Below are 15,838 nucleotides of genomic sequence, written 5' to 3' on the forward strand. Positions count from 1 at the left end.
AAACCTTATTTTTTTACAAGTTGTTTTGTTACAAAACCTGTTGTATAAATACCACTTTGGAACACTTCATCTTCTAATACTTGCAGAAGCATTGGTGTATTTGTTTTAATACCTTCTACTTTCAGATTTTGAAGAGCATCCTGTAATTTCTCAATAGCTTCTTCACGCGTTTCACCATGCGCAATTACTTTTGCAATCATCGGATCGTAAAACGGTGTAATTGTCACCTTATTCTCCAAAAAGTGATCGATACGTACTGCGGTTGGTAGAGTTAGCCCCATAATTTTCCCAGGAGATGGGAAAAATGTTTTTGGATCTTCTGCATAAATACGTGCTTCAATGGCATGACCACTACGATTTATATCCTCCTGCGTAAAGGAAAGCTTTTCACCAGACGCAATGAGTAATTGTTGTTCAACAAGATCTAGACCAGTAATTTCTTCAGTAACAGGATGCTCCACTTGTAATCTTGTATTCATCTCTAAGAAATAGAAGTTTTTCTTATCATCCACAAGAAATTCAACCGTACCTGCATTTGTATAGCCAAGAGCTTTTGCTGCTTGTACAGCAACTTCCCCCATCGCTTTACGTGTTTCTTCATCTAAAAATGGAGACGGTGCTTCTTCAATTACTTTTTGATTCCGGCGTTGTACAGAGCATTCACGTTCCCATAAATAAACTGTATTGCCATGTGTATCAGCTAAAAGTTGAATTTCAATATGATGCGCATCTGCAATGTATCGCTCTAAGTACATCTCACCATTACCAAAAAAGTTTTGTGCACGCGTTTTATTGCTCTCGAATGCTTTGGTGAGCGTTTGCTCAGTTTCCATCAACTGCATTCCAATGCCCCCGCCGCCCGCGGATGCCTTCAGCATTAATGGATAACCAATTTGTTTTGCAATTTCAATCGCTTCTTCAGCAGTCTTAATATTCGTTGTGATTCCTGGTACAACTGGAACATTTGCTTCTTGCATTGCCAGACGTGACTCGATTTTACTTCCCATCTTAGCAATGATTTCCTCAGAAGGACCAATAAATACAATCCCTTCTTCTTTACAGCGAACCGCGAAGGAAGGATTTTCTGATAACAATCCATATCCTGGATGAATCGCTTCAGTATTTGTTTTCTTAGCAATTTCTATAATCTTTTCGAGATTTAAATAGCTCTCTTGGACACGTGGGCCACCAACCAAATAAGCCTCATTTGCTAGTTTTACATGAAGTGCATTTTCATCTGCTTCTGAGTAAATAGCAACTGTACGAATTCCAAGTTTTTGACATGTTTTTATAATTCGAACTGCAATTTCGCCACGATTAGCAATTAATATCTTTTGAAACATAGTGAATCCTCCTTTTATCTACACCCTAAATGTCTTGCAATTACGAGACGTTGAATTTCAGAAGTTCCTTCACCAATTTCTAAAAGTTTTGCATCACGAATGTGACGCTCTACTTCATATTCACGCATATAACCATATCCACCGTGAATTTGCACTGCTTGATTCGCAATACGACTTGCTGCTTCAGATGCAAATAACTTTGCCATAGCTGCTTCTTTACCGAAAGGTTTATCATGATCTTTTAACCAAGCTGCTTTATGTACTAAATTACGCGCCAATTCCACTTCAGTAGCCATATCAGCCAGTTTAAATTGAATCGCTTGGAAATTAGAAATCGTTTTTCCAAATTGCTGACGCTCTTTTGCATATTGAAGTGCACGCTCAAAAGCAGACTGTGCAATTCCTACAGCTAATGCTGCAATTGAAATACGCCCTCCATCAAGTGTATATAAGAATTGTTTAAATCCTTTATTTACATCACCAAGAATATTCTCTTTCGGTACACGAACACCATCAAGTACGATTTCGCAAGTATTAGAGGCACGAACACCCATCTTATCGTATGGACTTGAAATCGTTAATCCCTCACTTGTTGTCGGCACAATAAATGCAGAAATACGTTTTTTTCCATTTTCTTCGACACCATTGATAGCGGTTACAATGATTGTATTTGCATACTCTGCATTCGTAATCCAACACTTCTCACCGCTAATCACATATTCATCACCATCTAAAAATGCTTTTGTTTGTGTGCCACCTGCATCTGATCCAGCGTTCGGCTCTGTTAAACCAAAAGCACCTAGTGTTTTTCCTGATGCCATTGGAACTAAATACTTTTGCTTTTGTTCTTCTGTACCAAAGTAATAAATTGGTGAAGCACCTAATGAAATTGTTGCAGCATAACTTAAGCCTGTACCGCCACAAGCACGGCCAATTTCTTCAACAGCTAGCGCGTACGATAGAGTGTCGCCGCCAGAACCTCCATACTCTTCTGGGAATGGGATTCCTAATAATCCTAGTTCGCCCATTTTTTGAAACGTTTCGTATGGAAATTCAGCTGTTTTGTCATAATACACAGCTTTTGGTGCAATTTCCTTTTCAGCAAAGTCACGTACCATTTCTTTAATCATTTGTTTTTCGCGAGTTAGAGTAAATTCCATTCCGCTACACACCCCTTATCGAATATTGAGTTTCGACAGCGTGCGAGTCTGTACTACAAACATTGCTTCTTAAAGACAAGATTAGTAGTTAGATAATTGTTATAATTCTGTCATAACTTAATTTTAAAACAGATTCTGTACTCATGCACAAAAAAATTCCTACATTGTTCTACAACAACATAGGAATAACAGTGTCGAATTATGTGGTTTTTTCTTTAATAATCTCTTCCTTTTCCGGAATCTGAGATTTCTACTAATGCTTCAGGATATGGTTCAAAATAGGTTTGCCGAAATAAATAGTGGTCTTCAAAACGTAAGACCCACGACTTTAAAACTACAAGTAAATTGCTAAGAGGTATTTTCTTATCTGCATATTTTTGAAGTAGCGTTAAAAAATACTCTTTTTCTTGCTTGTTTAGCTTATCTTTAAAGTATCCAAAAATATGCTGACATACGTTTATATTCGATGTATAGCGAGGTGTTCGCTTCAATAATTCATACAAGGTTTTTTCGTAATTCTCAAAGAGATTTTCAATATTATCCTTTGCATGATTTGCAATAATACGGCCTAATTCTTTTTGTTTCACCTGATTATATGCCATAAATAAGTATTTGTGATCTGATTGAAAAGATACTAGCTCTTTCAAATTTTTATTATGTTTAATTCTTTTAAAGTGAGCGATTGTAAACAGTCTCGTAAAGAAATGTTCACGAATAATAAAATTCGACAATCTACCTTCTTCTACTGCAATATGCGAAATTTTTTTTAATACAGCGCCACCAAACAAACCAGCACCCTTCTCTTTTACTGGTGATTTGTCATATCCTGTATAAATTTTCACATCTCTAGTTCCGCAACTTGGAGAACGATTTTTTAAAATAAAACCATCAACATCCAGTAAAGTACTTAAAAATTGATCAGAAAACCGTTGCATCCTCTCTGTAACATCTTCTCTTGTCGAAGGCTGTACAAGCTTGTGAATGCCACTATCTTCGATAATCCGAATTGTCTCACGTGGAATTCCTAATCCGATTTCTACTTCAGGACATACCGGAATAAATATAACAAACGGTTGTAAATTTCGAATTGTAATATCAGAAATCCTTTCCCCATTATAACGACAAGCATCAAATTCTAGGCATTTACTTACAACAACTGTTGGTTTTGCAAATTGTCGCATTTTATTACCTCCGCGGCGTTAATCCATATAATATAAATTGTACTACGATGAGTATTCTAAGCAAAGTTAGTTTGTATTGTCTATTTTTATAATGACTATATATCCAGTGACATATCAGCGATATTTTATATTTATTTTGTATAAGTGTTAGCAAGTTCATTTGCAAACTTGTTAGCACTTTTTTATATTTCTTCTATAAATATATTATACAAAAGAGCATCCTTTAAGTGGATGCTCTTTTGTAACTCTTACTTCACATGTCCATAGGCTTCGTTTGCTGTTACATAGTATGTTTTGCCCTGGCTACTATGCTCTTTGTACTGATAAAATCCATTCACCATAACCTTCCCATCGATTGCAAATCATAATCCTGCATCTAAAGTACCAGCAACAACATTATCCTGCCAAGATGGAGAATCATAGAAACGTAGGTTATCCACTTTGAACACAACTTAGTGAAGTTCTTACAATAAATTTCAAGGAGGGAGTGTCCGTATTAGACACTTGTGTTGAGTTTCTTCATGCTTTTCTAAAGAAAGAAGAAACTCAACACAATATGTCACGTTTAAACAAACAAATCTAGCACTATTTCAATGCATCAAAGAATGATATAACCGCAGTAGCATTGGTTATAAAACTCCCAAAGCAATAGAAAATTCGGCTAAAGAAGTTGCTTAAATTTAATTTTTTATGTCCTAGATATTGACTCAAATCCATAACCCACTCGGTAACCTTCCCTGGACCAACTTGCTTCCTTATCAATGTACCGTCTTTAGCAAATTCAACGCCTTTGAGTGTAGCTGTTACATAATCTACACCCCCGGCTATTTTTGGCCAAGCTTATACAGTTTTTCTTTTTCGTTGTAGGTAGTGTTATATGTACAATTGGGATTTTAGCATATATCTTCGCTTAGTTAAAAAAGGAAGATGGGATTGCTATGGTGAAAATCTTAATAGTGTTGGTATTACTTTTTATGCTGTATGAGTTGATTAAAACAAAAAATGAACTTAAATTCTTTAGAAATGATGTAAAACGTTTATTAGAGAAGGAAAACAAAGATATATAATTTAGCTTCTGCTAACGGGGATTATGGTAAATAAAAGAGGAGTGATATTGAATGTTAGATGTTTTAAAGCAACAATACAGCTTTATTCGCTCTACCAGGGAAATTCTATTTACGTTTTCAGAAAAAATCCCACTGCAAAAGTTGCACAGCACCGTTCCAAATTTCGGAAGCGGTAGCATTATAAAGACCCATATTCATGTAGCCGATTGTTATCGATACTGGCTTGGATCATTCGCATTTAACCAAAGGCGAGCAGATTTTTCGTTTGCTACTGATTATGAAATTGAGCATTCAAATGTCGAGAAAGTTCGCGCCAGATTTGAGTTAGTAGATGAGATTGTACAACGTTTTTTAGATGAATTCAATGCTCGTTGGTTCGAAAATATAGCAAATGAAGTGAAATGGCAAAAAGAACCATGGAGTACAACTCCACTATGGCTTTTAACCCATACCGAGACACATGAATTTCATCATAAAGGACAAATCGTATCAATGGATCGTCACCTCGGATACATTCCTCCTAACACAGACCTTGATTAATTCAATTGTACTAAAAAATGATCTACTATAACTGCCGATAACATTGATTATGTGAATGGAAAGACCCTTCAGATGTAGGTTTGAGATAAAGTTTGATTAGAAATGGCTTATAAGTGTTATTTGTTAATTCCAGGTGTTGTTCATCATGTTTTTATAACTCTCTTTTGATAAAATTAGATTTAAAAGGGGGAATTTGTTTTGGTGAGAAAAATGGATCGTTTGTTTTTAGAAATGGCTTTAGAAGAAGCGAAAAAAGCAATGAAAGAGAACACATATCCAGTAGGTGCTATTATTGTTGGGCGAAACAATGAAATATTAGGTAAGGGGCGAAACAGGGTACACACTCAGGATGATGCCTCCGCTCATGCTGAAATCGATGCTATAAGAGCAGCAGGAAAGAAACTCATACATGCTAAAGAAAACAGATTACCTATTACATTATATACAACACTTGAACCATGCCCGATGTGTACTGGAGCTATACTTTTTTCTCATTTTACAAGAGTAGTATGGATTTTAAATGATGACAAGGGATTTGGTGGGTACCTCAAGATAAATAATACTCGTGTTTTTGAAAAATGCTTTAACAATATTGAGCATATTAGTGAACCGTTTGAAGATTTAGCCGTTAAACAAAGAGAATTAATGTTGGAATGGGCTGAAAATCCAAATAACATTCATAATAAAGTTTTAGGGGGGACGGTAGAATGATTAGGCAGGCTGTAGGTGCAATTGAAGCACGTTAGTGTTTCATTAAAAAAATGTTTTAGACTATTAAAAAATAGTTATAGACCGAAAAAGTGTTTTTTGGACATGAAAGCACCCTTTATTAATATAAAACCAAAGACCTTTAAAAGTCCCTTTAGATGAAGAACTGAAGGGACTTTCTATTCATGTTAATTTTTAATTGGATTGGTACCAAAGATTATTTGTTCTAATACCTGTGCCACACCTTCTTCATCATTGTTTCCAGTAACAAAAAATGCAATCTCTTTTAGCTCAGGAATAGCATTACCCATTGCTACTGGTAATCCAGATTCCCTAAATAAGTTAAAATCATTCCAGTCGTCCCCAAAAGACATAACATAATCCATAGGTATTCTCTTAGCTGTACAGATATCAATCACAGCACGCTCTTTCGACACATCTTTATCCATAATTTGAATCAAGCTTCCCGAGTCAGTGCGTATGATGTTAACTTTACCTTCAAAGAGTTCCTGTAAACTTTTATAGTCATAGCATTGAGAAATTAGTATTTTGGAAGCTTGTATCTTCCTTAGTTCATCAATGGTTACCACTGTAGGGTTTGTTGTGACTTTCATGACCTGTTTATAGTCTAAAGTTTGGCTGCTGTACCAAATGTCTTCAGACTCTATAGAAATATAAGCATCTGGCTGATTTGTATGTATATAGTTTAGAATTTCTTCCGTCAACATCTGTTCAATTGGGTAATGTTTTCTGCCTAACTGATTATCTACGGATAAAGCACCGTTATAATAAACAACAGATGCTATTTCTTGAAGCTCTCTACATAAAAAGTCATTAACAGACCTTGGAGGTCTTGCTGTTGCAAAAATAATAGCAAGACCTCTTTCGTGAGCTGTCAAAATGGCCCTTTTACTTCTTTCGGACACTTCTTTTTGTGAATTTAATAAAGTTCCATCGAGATCTAAGACAATGGCTTTAACATCATTTGTGAGTTTCATGTATTTTCCCCCTTTTTTAAATATATCAATACTCCTTTAATGTTCTATATTAAGCAATGAAATCCTATATAGCGTATACATGTGAGGTTGCCATAATGTCTTATTATACGCGGTAAACACAGAGATTAACTTCATATTCATTAAGGATTAGACCTGTTCTCTTTTAAAAACTTTATGCCAGAATATATACATTCTTGTTTTATTAAGTATGTTTTCTCAGAATTGTTCCTATTTCTCATGTGAAAATTACATAACCAATATTTAGTCTAATACTATATTTTAATAAAAACTCTTTTCCGAAAATGAAACTTATTTACCAGTCTGATTCTTTATTTTATTGAATTAGAAATATAAGAATTGAGGAATCCCATTAGATTAATGATGTTCAGTCTAAAACATTTTTTAACCTGAATAGTTAGACCCCCATTTATAGTGATAATATTTTATGAATTGGAAAACAATAATGCTTAGGAAAGGAAGGATTGCGAATGTCTGTGAAAAAGTGGTTAACTGGATTGGTCGTTTTGCTTGCGATGATTGTGGTTGTAACAACTCCAGGCTCACTCAGTGTATTTGCCGAATCCGGCGTCGTAACACAGCCTATTGAGTCAGTGAAAGTGATTGAGGTCGAGTTGAACGATGATTACTTTAATCCGAACGTCATCACTATTCCGATTGGAAGAACGACAACGTTGATATTGAAAAACCAAGGTAATAAAGAGCACACCTTCACAGTGGAAAAGCTCAGAATTGACGCCGAAGTCCAGCCGGGAAAAGAAAAAACCATAACCGTGAAACCTAAAAAGCCCGGTACATATGAACTGATATGTCGGTACCATTTCCAGAAAGGAATGGATGGAAAAGTAATAGTCAAATAACAAGCGGGGCCAATCGGGCCTTGCTTTTTTAATAAGCAACGGTAACTTACTTATTATTACCCAGACATCATTAAATAATAGTAATTTGACAAGCATTCTTCACCCAAATATTTACTTAATTTGACCTTATACTTTAAATATATACAGATAGTCCTATAGTGCTAAGTATCCTTAGTATTTTATCTAGTTTTTCTTTTTGTTCAAAAAAATTGATCTAAGTTTAATTCAATAAACATAGTTCTTCCCATAATGAATACTTATCCAAAAAAATAAATAGGTATTTGTTGAGAAATAAATTTACCCAATGACTAAATATTATAAATTTTTGTACAATTATATAAATACATAATAGGAGGGGTTATTCCATGGAGATTACAACGGTTACACTAGAGCAGATTACTTCTTTATTAAATAATTGGTATGATGCAATTCGCAGTCAAATAAATTTATTAATAAAGGTCTAAAAATCTGTAATCATGTAAATGCAATTGAATATAAACATCATTTTTCTATTCTGCGCGCATTAAATTCAGCTGAGCCAACCAATATATTTGAATCCATTATTAAAGAAGGAATTCAATACTTCGAGCAAGAAGGTTTATTAGGGTTCGTACATGACTACTCAAAACAATTAGCATTAAAATTTTATGCTTCAAATCAACCTGGTCAGGCTGGACATTATTTTTACAAGTCACACGAAGCCGAACAAAAACTACGCGATAAGGAGGCTTTAAAGTAATGAAAAAAACAATTAAATTTTTTGGAATTACATTTGGATTAACTTTAATTATAACAGGACTAATAGGTAACACTCCTTCTAGCACATTGCAAGCTGAGCATGGTAAAACATTCATGCAGCAATCGGATGTTCCCTCATATGTACTTAGAGAACACGGAAAAACTTTTTTATATGTTTCTTCTTTAAATACTTGAACAGTTGTTCAAGTAGAAAAATGTATTAGACTGGACATCGTTGGTTTAATTAAATTCCTCTATTTTTGTTTGTTTAATTTAATAAAATAAAGATTTAGACTGAGAAATAATTTTCATTTCGTAAAAGAGTATTTATTAAAATAAAGTAGTAGACTAGATAATAAAAAATACTCATAGATGGAGAGTGACAATTTTGATTCGAAGAAGATTACTCGAAATAGAGCAAATCATTAATTCCTTTATTTAAACTTCGTCTATGGACTATTTTTCTACCATTAGCTTCATAACATATAGGACAACCAGTTCCCCTAACTCTATTCTTAATAGTAGATATCCATTGATGATTACATCTACCAATCCACCATGCATTTTTGTTACTACCATATCCAATTTCTTTTATCTCCAAGTCTTCATTCTGTTCATGATCCCACTCGGCTAATAAATGTTCTTTGTTATTTTCAATGTACCAATCATAGAAACTCTTCTTCATAAATTACATCTCTTTTCACACAATATATTTTGTTTTGTTTTGTTTCTTATAAAGGTACATCTAATTCAATGGTTGCTTCTTGAATGTGAATTCGAATGGTGACATGTATGTTTTCTTCTACGACAGGGCCATTCATAGAACTCCAATTCACACGCTCATTTTTATTTTGATCTTCCGTTTCAGGTGATAATTTTTTCAACCAATAATATAGCCGATGAACTGGTAGGTTCTGTTTTTGACACCAGAAAACTTTTGATAATCCACTGTTTTTATAGTCTTGAATATAAGTTTCCCATTCTTTCTTTAATAGGTGTCTTTTCATAAAAAATCCTCCACATGTAGTATGTAAGGAGATTATCTCATGGGTTATTTACAAATAGTAGGTGGGGAATATTTGACTCTTACCTTGAAATTCATTGTAAGGACTTAAATAAGTTGTGTCCATATGACTATACTAACTCCAATATTTATTCTTTAATTCAAAAAACTTAATCATCTTAAATAAACTATGTATTAATTAAAATAGACAAAAAATCCCGTATTAAAATACAGGATTTTAGTTAAACTTTGCTTTATTACCTTATTTTTGAATCGATTTACTACTCAAACTCACTATTAGAGTTGCCAAAATAACATTAAAATAGATGCTTACAGCGGGTGCTGTTAATACATGACCAGAAATAAATGCAATACCAAAACCTAATAATATTCCTGTTCCTAACAACACATGTTTGAATGCAAATAAAGTTTTTATATCTTTAATTAATAATAATAAAATTTTAAAACTGTAATAAATAAGAGGTAGTAAAATGAATATAAAACCAAACAATCCAAATGTATAAAACCAATCATGAAAGTCTCGTTCAATCAACTTAGGAGCTCCTTGATAATTCAGGATTCCCCCATACCCCATTCCAAACAGTTTTTGGGATATCGGAACTTCTTCAAAGGATTTTTTATAATGCTGGATAAATAATTCACGGCTACTAAATATAATATTTTCTACTTGATTTTTCTTTTCTTCTACTGCTGAATCACTACCTGAATTACTATCCGAAGCACTTACTTGTTCTTTAGGCGAACTACTAACTGGAACTTCTTTTTTCTCTTCTAATCGATATTGCTTTTGCTTTTCTTTGAATTGTTCCGTTTGTACTTCTTTTTGATGAATTGCCAAATTTTTAACAAATGGCGTTTTTGGTATTGTAGAAACAATTCCTATACTTATACAAATAACAACAAATATGTTCAATAATAGATATTTCCGCTGTTCTTTCAACTGTTTTTGGTAAAAAAACACATGAATAAAACTTATTACAAGTGTAATTACCATAGTAACTATAACCGCCATATAAGCAACTTTTGTTCCCATAGAGAAAGATGAAAAAATAGATAATAATGTTGGAATCCAATAATATAATTTCCTAATAGATGTTGTTTTTTCGATAGAATATAAAACGACAATCGGAAATGTAACACCTAAAATAGAACTCAATTCATTTCCAGCAAAAAACCATCCTTTTGATCCTATTTTACTATATTCATAACTATTATAATCAGTATGAGTGATAATAGAAATAAGTATAGTAATATTAACAATCAATATTGCATATACAATATAATCCCTTATCCTTACATATATATTTTCTTTTCTTTTGATAGAATTTAAAGCCAAAAGATAACTAAAAAACATAATTATATAATATATAGACTTTGCTATAAATTTTACTTCTTCACTTAATAACATAGGCTTTTTTATTACTATGTTATTTATAATTCCTATCATACATACTGATATTAATCCAACTAAATAAATAAGATACTTCCAATTCCCTATTTTAATTGTTGTTATCAACAAATATACAATACTTAACAACATAATAAATAAACGGACAAAAATGCCAATAGTAGCATTCATTTGTAATGACATAATACAAAAAGATGTAAGTAAATCCAAAATAGGTTGAAAAATAATAAATATGAGTAAAAAGTGTTCAAATTTGTTTTTAAAGTTTTTTTGTTTATATAACATGCTACTCTCCTTTAATCATAAATGCTTATTTAATTATTTGTTCAAAACAAGTAATTAGAATTTTCATTCTTATTATAACATCGAAATAAGAAGTTTTTTAAATTAAATTAGAATTTAACCATAATTTGGTTTTGTTGCAAAGTTTTTCAACAGATTCTCCCAACAAACAGTTGTTTATTTTATGCAATTGTTAATAATTTTTGTAATTCTTTGTACGTTAAAAAAACGCAGTTTGGTTACAAACTGCGTTTTCGTTTATGTATAGCATGAATGGTTTCGATTCCTTTTATCGTGCGTGAAGCATGGCGAAGATTTTGAAATCCTGAGGATCTCGCTTTTTACGCAGTTGAATATCTAATGTGTAACCCTCTTTATCAATTGCACGATGTAGGTAACGTCATTCCCCTCGTCTCATTTTTCTAGAATATAGCTTAGTTTAAAAAACTTTGCAACAGAACCGAAATTCCCTTAAAAATACTTCTGAAAATTATGAAATCCAGATAGGTACGTTTGCTTATAGTTTACGTATAGGACTGGCAAGTGCAATAATTACTTCAATAAATTTTGTAGCTGATGCCAAAATAAAAATTGCAACCGGATTATACTCAGAAATCACGCCCCCTACTAATGCACCTAGAGGCATTGCCAGTCGTGTAAGCACGCGTGAAAATCCTAAAACTCTTCCTTGCATATCAATGGGTACAGTTTCCTGCCGTACAGATGCTACAATAATATTCCAAGCAATATTACATACCATAGCAATTCCAAATGCAATGCCTGGCGCTAGCCAAAATTTGCTCCATATTGCGTAGGTTAATCCAATTGCACCTATACCTAGCAAAGCAGGAATTAGAATCCCACGTCGAAATCGCTTTTCAAGTGGAACAACAATAATACTTCCTACAAGACCGCCTACTCCAATTAAGGTATAGTTAAATCCACTTTGTTCAGAAGTTAAATGTAATGTTGAAAGCAAATAATACATTAATGCTCCTAGTATAGCACTAGCACCAAAGTTGCCTACCATTGCTTGAAGAGATAAAGCGAGATTAAGACGGTCATTCATTAACCATTTAAAACCTTCCTTCATTTCTCTTCCTATTTTCTGAAATAGATTTCCCGATCCATCTACAGATTTAGTTTTTTTGAATTTTGGTAACATTAATACAGCAATTAAAGTAGCTATATAAGAGAGAACATTTATCCAGAGTGCATTAAAACCTCCTATAATAGCAATGATAATACCTGCTAAGGCAGGACCTACTAAGCTAGCAATTTGAAGAACCATCTGATAAGCGGAATTGGCCCTGGTTAACGATTGACCTGCAATATGTGGAATTACTGTAACTGTCGCTACATCAAATAACATAGATAGTACTGCTAAAATAAAAGAAACAACGTATAAATGCCAGAGTTGGAGTAATCCTAAGATATGGAGAACAGGAATTACTGTTACAAAGAAAACACATAATAGGTCCGCAATCCACATTAATTTTCGTCTATCCCAACGATCTACTATTACCCCTACTATCGGACCAAATAAAACAATAGGTAACACACTTATGGCAAAAAGTGAGCTCATAATTACTGCTGAACCAGTTAATTCATATGCAATCAAAGGAAGAGAAAAGGTATATAGGGAATCACCAATTCTTGAAATAAGTAAACCAAATACAAAAATTATGTAAGTACTTGGCAATTGTGTAATCGTTGACATAAGGTGGCCACTTGTTTTCTTTATTTTTATCATTGAGTAAAAATTACTCTCTTTTTTTAATGTCAATTCTATAAACCTCCATTATAATATGGTTGATTTTATTTCTCATTAATAAGTAGTAATTAGTACATCATAAAAAGACCGTAGGCTAAATAATAGTAAAATTAATCCAGATGTTTTGTTTATAATTATTAAAGAATATGCATTTATTCGATTCTTTAATAAGCTAACAACAATACTAAGAAATAACCACCATAGTATTAAACCTAAAAAAACTCCTAATACTAATATCAATTTCTCCATTAAGTCAATATCTGAATTAGCTATTCCAAGTCCTGAAAAGAGAGCAATAAAAGACAAAATTGTTACAGGGTTAGTTAGTGTTAAAAAGAAAGTAGATGCATATGCCTTAATATTTTGTTCATTTTTACTTTTAGTAAGTGTATTTGAAGGTTTTGATTTATAAGTTTTAACACCGAAATAACCTAAAAAAATTCCGCCAATTAGTTGAAACCACAATTGTTGATTAATCAAATAATTAGTTATCACTGTTAAGCTTAGACCCGCAATTAAACTATATAAACCATCTGCTGTTGCAGCACCTAAGCCTGACATAAATCCAACTACTTTCCCATTCTCAAGCGTTCTACGAATACATAAAATTCCAATAGGTCCTACAGGGGCCGCAATACTAAAACCAATGATAAGACCTTTGAGTAAGAATTCACTTGCCATTTCCCCCCACCTCATCAATAAAAAACCTATCTTTTTGCAAAGGAATTTTAAACGTTTCTTTCATTGTATCCATCACTATTGTTGTTTTTGTTCGAAGTACCCCCTGCAGACTTTTAATCTCATAGCTAATCACTCTGTCTAAATCCTTGGTATTACGACAACGAATTTTCAATAAATAATCATCATCCCCCGCAATGTGATGGCATTCTTGTACCTCCTCTAAATTAGTAATAAGATGTAAGAATTCTTCTCTATATTTTGGTTTTTCTAATGAGACTGTTACAAAAGCTGTACATTCTGTTCCTACATTTTCTCCATCTATCTTAGCTCCAATCTCTTTAATTACTCCATTACTAATCAAACGATTGACACGGTCAGCCACTGCTGGTGAAGATAATCCAATGTGAGATGCCAATTCAGCCCAAGTGACTCTACCATTATTCATTATTGATTGTATAATCTTATAATCATAAGAATCCAAGTTAATCAACCTTTCTTTATAAGTTTTTAATCATTTTAATATTTATTTAACAAAGAAACAAGTGGGATTTTCTTTAATAATAAAAATATCATTCTTTTAGTATTGTGAGGAAATAATTTTAAAGAGGATAGCTATAATAAATGTGGGTTTAGTTTTACAGGGGTTATTAGTAACAGCTACTGCATTAAATACGATGAATTAATGGGTTCAACTAGAAATATCAGGCTGAACTCATTTTACTAAAGGGGAGCTTTAGTGAAACAAACCAATCTAAAATTACTTAACCATGAGAACACTTGAAATACAAGAAAAAGACGCTTTCTCTATAAAAGAATAGCGCCCTTTAATAGAATAACTTTTTTTTAATGATTTTAAGTAAAGCATCTTCGTTTGACAAAAGCTAAATCTGCCATTATCATCAACTCGAACTTATTTATGGGAGTGATAAAGATGAAAATTTATGTTGATGCAGATGCTTGTCCGGTAAAAGATATTATTATCTCTGAAGGTACGAATGCTGAAATTCCTATTCTCCTTGTTACTAGCTTTTCTCATTTTTCTAATGCGGAACAACCATCAGGGGTGGAAAAGATTTATGTTGATTCTGGAGCAGATGCTGCAGATTATCGGATTATGAAGTTAGCAGCAAAAGGAGATATAATCGTTACGCAAGATTATGGTCTTGCTTCGCTAGGTTTAGCAAAAGGATGTACGGTTCTTCACCATAATGGGTATAGCTATACAAATGAAAACATTGACCAATTGTTGCAAACACGTTATTTGAGTGCAATGGCTCGAAAAAGCGGAAAGCGTACAAAAGGGCCAAAACCATTCACATCAGAAGATAGGGAGAAATTTAGGGAGCTTTTTAAAAGAGCGATTTCACTTTAAAAATGAACCGTCCATTTTTAAGGGAAACCTAGAAAAATAATATTGTGACAAGTATTTCAGTTCTTTTTTAAGCCTTACACTACACTCACACGAATAAACATTATAATTATTTGATGTATCGTATTAATGGTACCATATTCTATCAAATGACTTAATATACAAGAAAAGAAGAGAATGTCCAAATTAACATTCTCTTCTTAAGGTTTACCCTTTTAAAAAGAAGGTAAGTTATCTAAGTTATTTTCTTTTATACCATCAGGTTCACTACGTATAATATCCCTGCCATACTTATGAAATACGTCCACATGAGCTAACTTCCCTGATTTTGCTTCATCAAGAGCAGTAATATAATCTAGTTCTCTTCCACTACTTGTTTTAAAAGCAATAATATCATCCTCATCATTTTTACGAACTGCAACAATTTGTTCTACTCCTGAATCGACTTCCTCAACTACTTCCAATTGAACTTGGTCTTTCCCTTGTTGTAAGTATTCATTATAAACTTTTTGAAAGTCTTTTTTATCCATAAAACTCACCTCCAAAACATTTTATTATTATGTTCGGAAGCTATTAGTTTTATGTACTATGACCCTTAATAAAAAATGTATTATTTTCACAACTTTTCACACTTCCATTCCATAAATGCGAACCTAATTCAGCTTTTCAGCTCTTATTCAACATAGT

At 32.9% G+C, this 15,838-nt stretch carries 16 protein-coding genes and 2 pseudogenes; 5 read left to right on the top strand and 13 right to left on the bottom strand.

Annotated elements, in window-relative coordinates; genetic code table 11:
- Positions 1–5 precede the first annotated feature (5 nt).
- From MHH45_RS03915 to MHH45_RS03930, 4 genes and pseudogenes are all read right to left on the bottom strand, one after another.
- The gene (locus tag MHH45_RS03915) at positions 6–1,343 is read right to left on the bottom strand and encodes an acetyl-CoA carboxylase biotin carboxylase subunit (RefSeq protein ID WP_077294843.1); all 1,338 of its coding nucleotides are present in this window, start codon (positions 1,341–1,343) and stop codon (positions 6–8) included.
- A 14-nt stretch (positions 1,344–1,357) separates the two neighbouring features.
- Entirely contained in the window at positions 1,358–2,503 is a 1,146-nt protein-coding gene (locus MHH45_RS03920; protein ID WP_042983774.1) for an acyl-CoA dehydrogenase, read from the bottom strand.
- A gap of 215 nt (positions 2,504–2,718) precedes the next feature.
- A complete protein-coding gene (locus MHH45_RS03925) occupies positions 2,719–3,684 on the bottom strand; it encodes a YbgA family protein (RefSeq protein WP_088093711.1) in 966 nt (321 codons plus the stop codon).
- A gap of 248 nt (positions 3,685–3,932) precedes the next feature.
- Positions 3,933–4,136: pseudogene (locus MHH45_RS03930) on the bottom strand (N-acetylmuramoyl-L-alanine amidase); the annotation flags it as partial.
- Between the two features lie 666 nt (positions 4,137–4,802).
- Between MHH45_RS03930 and MHH45_RS03935 the strand changes: the two are divergent.
- Positions 4,803–5,291, top strand: a complete 489-nt coding sequence (locus MHH45_RS03935) for a DinB family protein (RefSeq protein ID WP_016114913.1) — start codon at positions 4,803–4,805, stop codon at positions 5,289–5,291.
- 198 nt (positions 5,292–5,489) lie between these two features.
- Positions 5,490–6,002, top strand: coding sequence for a nucleoside deaminase (locus tag MHH45_RS03940; RefSeq protein WP_016114912.1), 513 nt, complete (start codon positions 5,490–5,492; stop codon positions 6,000–6,002).
- A gap of 185 nt (positions 6,003–6,187) precedes the next feature.
- Here MHH45_RS03940 and MHH45_RS03945 read toward each other — a convergent pair whose 3' ends face one another.
- Positions 6,188–6,997 (bottom strand): HAD family hydrolase, encoded by an 810-nt coding sequence (locus MHH45_RS03945; protein WP_016114911.1) that lies wholly within the window; start codon positions 6,995–6,997, stop codon positions 6,188–6,190.
- A 488-nt stretch (positions 6,998–7,485) separates the two neighbouring features.
- Here MHH45_RS03945 and MHH45_RS03950 point away from each other — a divergent pair, with 488 nt between their 5' ends.
- The gene (locus tag MHH45_RS03950) at positions 7,486–7,875 is read left to right on the top strand and encodes a cupredoxin domain-containing protein (RefSeq protein ID WP_016114910.1); all 390 of its coding nucleotides are present in this window, start codon (positions 7,486–7,488) and stop codon (positions 7,873–7,875) included.
- A gap of 738 nt (positions 7,876–8,613) precedes the next feature.
- A complete protein-coding gene (locus MHH45_RS03955) occupies positions 8,614–8,808 on the top strand; it encodes a hypothetical protein (protein WP_016114908.1) in 195 nt (64 codons plus the stop codon).
- Positions 8,809–9,016: 208 nt separating this feature from the next.
- Here MHH45_RS03955 and MHH45_RS03960 read toward each other — a convergent pair whose 3' ends face one another.
- The 7 genes and pseudogenes from MHH45_RS03960 to MHH45_RS03985 all read right to left on the bottom strand — a co-directional run bounded on the left by MHH45_RS03960 (position 9,017) and on the right by MHH45_RS03985 (position 14,263).
- Complete coding sequence (locus tag MHH45_RS03960) at positions 9,017–9,298, bottom strand: zinc-ribbon domain-containing protein (protein ID WP_016114907.1); 282 nt, start codon at positions 9,296–9,298, stop codon at positions 9,017–9,019.
- Positions 9,299–9,344: 46 nt separating this feature from the next.
- Positions 9,345–9,620, bottom strand: coding sequence for an IS66 family insertion sequence element accessory protein TnpA (tnpA, locus tag MHH45_RS03965; RefSeq protein WP_016114906.1), 276 nt, complete (start codon positions 9,618–9,620; stop codon positions 9,345–9,347).
- Positions 9,621–9,878: 258 nt separating this feature from the next.
- Entirely contained in the window at positions 9,879–11,330 is a 1,452-nt protein-coding gene (locus tag MHH45_RS03970) for an O-antigen ligase family protein (RefSeq protein ID WP_016114905.1), read from the bottom strand.
- A gap of 236 nt (positions 11,331–11,566) precedes the next feature.
- A pseudogene (locus tag MHH45_RS27995) lies at positions 11,567–11,665 on the bottom strand (IS6 family transposase); the annotation flags it as partial.
- A gap of 179 nt (positions 11,666–11,844) precedes the next feature.
- Entirely contained in the window at positions 11,845–13,047 is a 1,203-nt protein-coding gene (locus tag MHH45_RS03975) for an MFS transporter (RefSeq protein ID WP_212667639.1), read from the bottom strand.
- 108 nt (positions 13,048–13,155) lie between these two features.
- Entirely contained in the window at positions 13,156–13,782 is a 627-nt protein-coding gene (locus MHH45_RS03980) for a LysE family translocator (RefSeq protein WP_016131414.1), read from the bottom strand.
- A complete protein-coding gene (locus MHH45_RS03985) occupies positions 13,772–14,263 on the bottom strand; it encodes an Lrp/AsnC family transcriptional regulator (protein WP_016131413.1) in 492 nt (163 codons plus the stop codon). The genes MHH45_RS03980 and MHH45_RS03985 overlap by 11 nt, the downstream gene beginning before the upstream one ends.
- 450 nt (positions 14,264–14,713) lie before the next feature.
- Here MHH45_RS03985 and MHH45_RS03990 point away from each other — a divergent pair, with 450 nt between their 5' ends.
- Complete coding sequence (locus MHH45_RS03990; protein WP_088093712.1) at positions 14,714–15,154, top strand: YaiI/YqxD family protein; 441 nt, start codon at positions 14,714–14,716, stop codon at positions 15,152–15,154.
- Positions 15,155–15,366: 212 nt separating this feature from the next.
- Here MHH45_RS03990 and MHH45_RS03995 read toward each other — a convergent pair whose 3' ends face one another.
- Positions 15,367–15,681, bottom strand: coding sequence for a DUF3892 domain-containing protein (locus MHH45_RS03995; RefSeq protein ID WP_016114897.1), 315 nt, complete (start codon positions 15,679–15,681; stop codon positions 15,367–15,369).
- Positions 15,682–15,838: the final 157 nt, after the last annotated feature.

This window comes from Bacillus sp. FSL K6-0042 (genome assembly GCF_038006685.1).
In the GTDB taxonomy this organism is placed as follows: domain Bacteria; phylum Bacillota; class Bacilli; order Bacillales; family Bacillaceae_G; genus Bacillus_A; species Bacillus_A pseudomycoides.

Excerpts from the sequence above, each read along its gene's own strand:
- MHH45_RS03935 (WP_016114913.1), top strand. The coding sequence starts at position 4,803 with ATGTTAGATGTTTTAAAGCAACAATACAGCTTTATTCGCTCTACCAGG.
- MHH45_RS03990 (WP_088093712.1), top strand. The coding sequence starts at position 14,714 with ATGAAAATTTATGTTGATGCAGATGCTTGTCCGGTAAAAGATATTATT.
- MHH45_RS03995 (WP_016114897.1), bottom strand. The coding sequence starts at position 15,681 with ATGGATAAAAAAGACTTTCAAAAAGTTTATAATGAATACTTACAACAA.
- MHH45_RS03955 (WP_016114908.1), top strand. The coding sequence starts at position 8,614 with ATGAAAAAAACAATTAAATTTTTTGGAATTACATTTGGATTAACTTTA.
- MHH45_RS03925 (WP_088093711.1), bottom strand. The coding sequence starts at position 3,684 with ATGCGACAATTTGCAAAACCAACAGTTGTTGTAAGTAAATGCCTAGAA.
- MHH45_RS03945 (WP_016114911.1), bottom strand. The coding sequence starts at position 6,997 with ATGAAACTCACAAATGATGTTAAAGCCATTGTCTTAGATCTCGATGGA.
- MHH45_RS03915 (WP_077294843.1), bottom strand. The coding sequence starts at position 1,343 with ATGTTTCAAAAGATATTAATTGCTAATCGTGGCGAAATTGCAGTTCGA.
- MHH45_RS03920 (WP_042983774.1), bottom strand. The coding sequence starts at position 2,503 with ATGGAATTTACTCTAACTCGCGAAAAACAAATGATTAAAGAAATGGTA.
- tnpA (WP_016114906.1), bottom strand. The coding sequence starts at position 9,620 with ATGAAAAGACACCTATTAAAGAAAGAATGGGAAACTTATATTCAAGAC.
- MHH45_RS03970 (WP_016114905.1), bottom strand. The coding sequence starts at position 11,330 with ATGTTATATAAACAAAAAAACTTTAAAAACAAATTTGAACACTTTTTA.
- MHH45_RS03950 (WP_016114910.1), top strand. The coding sequence starts at position 7,486 with ATGTCTGTGAAAAAGTGGTTAACTGGATTGGTCGTTTTGCTTGCGATG.
- MHH45_RS03975 (WP_212667639.1), bottom strand. The coding sequence starts at position 13,047 with ATGTCAACGATTACACAATTGCCAAGTACTTACATAATTTTTGTATTT.
- MHH45_RS03960 (WP_016114907.1), bottom strand. The coding sequence starts at position 9,298 with ATGAAGAAGAGTTTCTATGATTGGTACATTGAAAATAACAAAGAACAT.
- MHH45_RS03980 (WP_016131414.1), bottom strand. The coding sequence starts at position 13,782 with ATGGCAAGTGAATTCTTACTCAAAGGTCTTATCATTGGTTTTAGTATT.